The sequence below is a fragment of the Pedobacter sp. 01N416 genome (assembly GCF_056399685.1).
Genome location: NZ_JBFTRT010000605.1, coordinates 1 through 5,321 on the forward strand (window position 1 = coordinate 1; position 5,321 = coordinate 5,321).

Here is a 5,321-nt window from a genome sequence, read left to right on the forward strand (position 1 = left end):
GATCTAATGCTTTACCTACTTCAGTTTTTTTCTTTTCTTGAGCATTTACAGTTAAGGCTGCACCTCCAAATAAGGCCAGCGTTAATAAACCCATTACTAATTTTCTTTTCATGACAGCTATATTTTATTTAAGTGATAACAATTGATCAATTGATTTGTTTTAGTTAGCAGACATCAAAAAGAACTAATCTACTTTTCAAAAAATAATGATTTGTTTTTGAAGCGCGGGGCCAATAGAACTATTAACGTATGCTCCCGTTCTTCGCTGTATCCTTTCGCTGCGCTTCAGCGATGCCGCTTCGCCAGGGGCTAAACAGCAACCGGCCGAAAAAAAATGCAGAACGCCTACCTACCTCTTTCATAAGCATTCATTTTTTATTTCTTGCAAAGCCCTCGTTCAATAAACCTTATTGAAGCGGTTATACTTTTTGTTGCACCGCTAAAAACATCCCCCGTTAACCATCGCAAAAAGATAATAGCGAAAAGAAGGACTACCCGAACCGAAAAGCATCGAACCTGCTTTACAAAAGATTTAAATTGTTTTTTTGGAGCGCATGGGCACAGCAGCTATTAGAGTCTGTTCCCGTTCTCCGCTGTATCCTTTCGCTGCGCTTCAGGGATGCCGCTTCGCCCGGGGCTAAACAATTGGTGGTGCAAGAAAATACAGAACGCCTACCTACCTCTTTCATAAGCATTCATTTTTTATTTCTTGCAAAGCCCTCGTTCAATAAACCTTATTGAAGCGGTTATCCTTTTTGCTGCACCGTCAAAAATGTTTTCACGAACCCTCACAAAAAGATAGAAGCGGAAAGAAGGACTGCCAGATCAGAAAAGCACCAACCTTGCTTTACAAAAGATTTAAATTGTTTTTTTGGAGCGCATGGGCACAGCAGCTATTAGAGTCTGTTCCCGTTCTTCGCTGTATCCTTTCGCTGCGCTACAGGGATGCCGCTTCGCCCGGGGCTAAACAGCAATCGGTTGCAAGGAAACATGAAGCTCGCTACAAATTTAAGTAGAGCGGTTGCCAGTCTGAGAAGAATAAATTAAAATAGATCCTTAGACTATATTGGCATTAATAGATTTCGATAGAAAAATCGTCATCTCGACCGAAGCACTGCGGAGTGGAGAGATCTTTAAACTATATTGTTGAAATCGAATTTAAAGATTTCTTCCCGAATCTTCGGGATCGAAATGACGATACTTCTAATTGACTCACCTCTTTAAATTCTCCTGTAATTTATATTGATTTTTACACCATAAATTATCCCTCAGGTTGACATTAATTTAATTTCTCTGCCAATAATTTCATTTCAATGTGCGGCGAACGGTTTTCATAAATAATACTGTGCACCGCCTTKCAAATTGGCATATCTACATTGTACGCCTGATTTTTAATATGCATACACTTAACCGCATAATAACCTTCAGCAACCATATTCATCTCCAATTGGGCAGATTTTACGGTGTAACCTTTGCCTACCATGTTACCAAACGTACGGTTGCGGCTGAACTGCGAATACGCTGTAACCAACAAATCGCCAAGATATGCCGACTCCATAATATCCCTATTGATGGGGTGAACGGCATCAACAAAACGTTTAATCTCGCGGATGGCATTGCTGATCAATACGGCCTGAAAGTTATCGCCATAACCTATGCCATGACAAATACCGCTGGCTACGGCATAAATATTTTTTAAAACCGCAGCATATTCCGTCCCGAAAATATCGTCTGATACGTTTGTTTTAATGTATCGGGTATTTAAAAATGAAGCAAATGTTGATGCCTTGTCTACATCGGTACAGGCTATGGTTAGGTATGATAATTTTTCTAAAGCTACTTCTTCGGCATGGCATGGTCCGCTAACCACTAAAATATCATCGTATGGGATATTATAATTTTCGTGCAAAAATTCGCCGATAATCAGATTATCTTCGGGTACTATGCCTTTTATGGCTGAAATGATTTTTTTGCCCTTTAAATCTTCGGCGGTAATGGAAGTTAAAGTGTCTTTTAAAAATGCTGCCGGAACGTTTAGAATTACAAATTCGGCAGATTTTATGATGGAATTGATATCTGAAGAGATATGGTCGTCCTGAGTAAGTTTAATCTCAACAGAACTGATATAATTAGGGTTGTGTTTAAATTTTTTAATGTGCGCTATGGCTGCCTCGTTGCGCATCCACCAAAAAATTTCCTTTTCAGATAAATTATCTGCAAGCATTTTAACAATGGCAGTAGCCCAGCTCCCGCCCCCAATCATTGCTATTTTAGGTACCATGTTTATAAAAAATGTTTAAGGTAAAAGGTGTAAAGGCCTTTTAAAGGCTTAAGGCAAAAGGTGTAAGGTGTAAGGCTAGGACCAATTGCCCCTCAACCTTAAACCTTACACCCTAAACCCTTAGGAATACACCTTAAACAACGCAAGTTACTATTTCTTGCTATTAATTATAAACTACTTCTTAGCGTCTTTGCTAAACAATTGGTCTTTAGATGTTTTTTCTACAATCATTCCGTCTTTTAATTTGTTTTGGATGGCAGAATAAGGACCAGTAACAATTTCTTGGCCAGTTTTAACACCAGATTTCACGATAATAAACATAGATTGTTGTTTACCCGCTAGTTCTTCAGTAATCCTGATTTTTACAGAGAAATTGGTTACCTGATCTACTGAAGTAGATACCGCAGTACCAACAGCTGTTGATGAACTTGCAATTTCGGTTACTACACCTCTAAATTTTTTATCGGAGAAAGCATCAACCTCAATCGAAGCTTTATCGCCAACTTTAACACGGGTAATATCGTTTTCGTTAACATCAACATTAACTTCCATTGATGATAGGTTAGAGATACGCATAATTTCTGTACCTGCCATTTGCGAAGTTCCTAAAATACGATCTCCCAATTCGATTGACAATTTTGAAACCACGCCATCAACCGGAGCATAAATTGTTGTTTTAGCTAAGTTTGCACCAGCTTCTTTAACATTTGCCCCTGTTTGCTCTAAAGTAAATTTAGCACCGGTTACATTTTCTTTTGCGCTGGCCAAATTGGCTTTTGCTGTTAAAAAAGCAGCCTTTGCCGCATCAAACTCTGAAGCCGATATTACTTTTTTCTTAAAAAGCTCTACATTACGTTTGTAAGTTGCGTCTGCATTTACAAAGTTAGCCTGGTTTTGTGCCAATTGTTGTTGCGCAGCTGCAACACTTGATTTTTGCGCATTAAAACTCGCTACGGTTCTCTCGTAGCCTGATTGCAAAACATCCGGACGTACTTTACAAAGCAATTGGCCTGCTTTAACAATATCCCCTTCTTTTACCTTTAATTCTACTACCTCTCCCGATACTTCAGAACTTAATTTAACCTCAGTTTCTGGTTGAATTTTACCACTAGCAGTAACTGTTTCAACAACAGTTTTATCTGATGCTTTTTCTGTAGTTACTTTTTCGGCTTTGTTCCCGCCTATAACTCCAGTTAGCTTTAGTATAACTAGAAGAGCTATGATAGCAACTACGGTAATAATAATGTGCTTCAGTTTCATAATTTATTGATTGTATTTCGTTTGTTGTATTATGTAATGTTTTAAAGTTAAAACGTTGTAATGTTATGGTATAAAACCAAAGCTTCCTTTTTTATTTTTTAGCTTTTAATCTTAAAATGTGATCTGTTTGCCTAAATAGTAATCAATTACTTTTGCCCTGAATAAAAGATCATATTTAGCCTGGATAAAATCTATTTCGGCTTTGTTTCTATTGGTTTGAGCAGTACTGTAATCCAGTGAGTTTACCAAACCTACATTGTAACGTTGATCAATTACATAAAAAGCATCTTTCTGGGCCTGAAAAGCATTTTGGGTAGAAGAGTATCTACTTTGTGCAGCACTAAGATCGGCAACTGCCTGATTGATTACTTTTACCAAATTATTTTTTGATAGCTGCTCATCTGTTTTACGCTGCATCCAGTTAATTTTCGCTTTTCTAACTGCCGATCTGGTCGTGAATCCGTTAAAAATCGGAACGGAAATTCCCATACTCACATACTGACCAAAGTTATCAGATAATTGATCGGTAAATTTCGATATCGGAAAACTCGAATTAAACTGATAGTAATAAGCCGATCCTAAACCAGCTCCTAAACTAATCTGAGGAAAGAATCCACCCTTAGCTACAGCAATACCTTTTTCGGCTGCTTTACTGTTTAATTCCGCTAATTTAATATCAGGGAATGTGGCTAAAGCCTGGTTATAGATATCAGTAGGTACATAAGTGGTTTGAATATTGCTCATCTCATTAACCAAAGGAGGCTGAACCTTAAAAGTCATTGGAGGTTGAATCTCCATCAATTGGCCTAAAGTTAAATAAGATATGGTTAGCTGGTTTTGAGCATTTGTTAAATTAAGCTCTGCCGTGGCTGCCTGCGATTTTGCCTGAGAAATATCGGCCAGGGTTTTATTTCCAACATCTAATAGTGCTTGTTCCCTTTTTAAAGTAGAATTGGCTACATCTAATTGTTGCTTTGTAGCCTTTACCTGATCTTCATTATTTAACACCTGAAGATAAGCCGTAACCACCTGAAGAATCAGATCGTTCTTTACCTTTTCTACATTGGTTTCGTTAGCGGCCAGTAAAATTTTGTTTTGTCTGATCTGGTTGAGTTTAGTACCACCTTCAAAAAGCGAAACATTCGTACTTACATTTGGACTTAAATTATAATTTTGAGTGTTTTCGAATAAACCTGAAACCTGTTGACTTCTACCCCATTGCATCGACTGGTTAATGGTACCATTTAAGGTAGGTAAGAGCGCATTTTTAGATTGACGAACAGTTTCTTCACTTAAAGAAGCACTAAAAGCGGCTTGTTTAATATTTAAATTGTTTTTTAATGTGTTTTCTACTGCCTGTTGAATACTGATAACTTCTTGAGCCTTAATTTTCTGACTAAAACTTAATGCTACTAATAACGCAGATCCGGTAACTAACTTATTCTTGGTAAACATCTTCATAATTTGTTTCAAATCTATATAAACAACTTTAATAATTTCAATCTGTACAGGCATTTAGTAACTTTACTGCTAAAATGTACCTGATCAAATCACCGCTTCTGCTAAAATGGTATTATCCATCACTATTATGGAATAAATCCCGCACCGAAAAAGTTATTTATTTGACCTTTGACGATGGACCTATACCCAATGTTACAGATTTTGTATTAAAAACTTTAAAAGTCTTTAATGCTAAAGCTACATTTTTTTGCATTGGCGATAATATTGTAAAACACCCCGAAGTTTTTGAACGTGTAAAAAACGACGGACATGCCATTGG

At 37.2% G+C, this 5,321-nt stretch carries 4 protein-coding genes; 1 reads left to right on the forward strand and 3 read right to left on the reverse strand.

What is annotated here, in order from left to right; all coding sequences use genetic code 11:
• Window positions 1-1,279: 1,279 nt before the first annotated feature.
• The 3 genes from AC1DND_RS24465 to AC1DND_RS24475 all read right to left on the reverse strand — a co-directional run bounded on the left by AC1DND_RS24465 (window position 1,280) and on the right by AC1DND_RS24475 (window position 5,056).
• On the reverse strand, window positions 1,280-2,281 hold the full coding sequence (locus tag AC1DND_RS24465) for an NAD(P)H-dependent glycerol-3-phosphate dehydrogenase (protein WP_477585163.1): 1,002 nt from the start codon (window positions 2,279-2,281) through the stop codon (window positions 1,280-1,282).
• 174 nt (window positions 2,282-2,455) lie between these two features.
• Window positions 2,456-3,541 (reverse strand): HlyD family secretion protein, encoded by a 1,086-nt coding sequence (locus AC1DND_RS24470; protein ID WP_477585164.1) that lies wholly within the window; start codon window positions 3,539-3,541, stop codon window positions 2,456-2,458.
• A gap of 111 nt (window positions 3,542-3,652) precedes the next feature.
• Window positions 3,653-5,056: a TolC family protein gene (locus AC1DND_RS24475; RefSeq protein ID WP_477585165.1), complete on the reverse strand. Its 1,404-nt coding sequence runs from the start codon at window positions 5,054-5,056 to the stop codon at window positions 3,653-3,655.
• Between the two features lie 20 nt (window positions 5,057-5,076).
• On the opposite strand from AC1DND_RS24475, the gene AC1DND_RS24480 reads away from it, so the two are divergent.
• The coding region (locus AC1DND_RS24480) for a polysaccharide deacetylase family protein (protein ID WP_477585166.1) at window positions 5,077-5,321 on the forward strand (245 nt) is incomplete at its 3' end.

Bases quoted from the DNA above. Each gene is read 5' to 3' on its own strand.
- AC1DND_RS24470 (WP_477585164.1), bottom strand. From the start codon at position 3,541: ATGAAACTGAAGCACATTATTATTACCGTAGTTGCTATCATAGCTCTT.
- AC1DND_RS24475 (WP_477585165.1), bottom strand. From the start codon at position 5,056: ATGCCTGTACAGATTGAAATTATTAAAGTTGTTTATATAGATTTGAAA.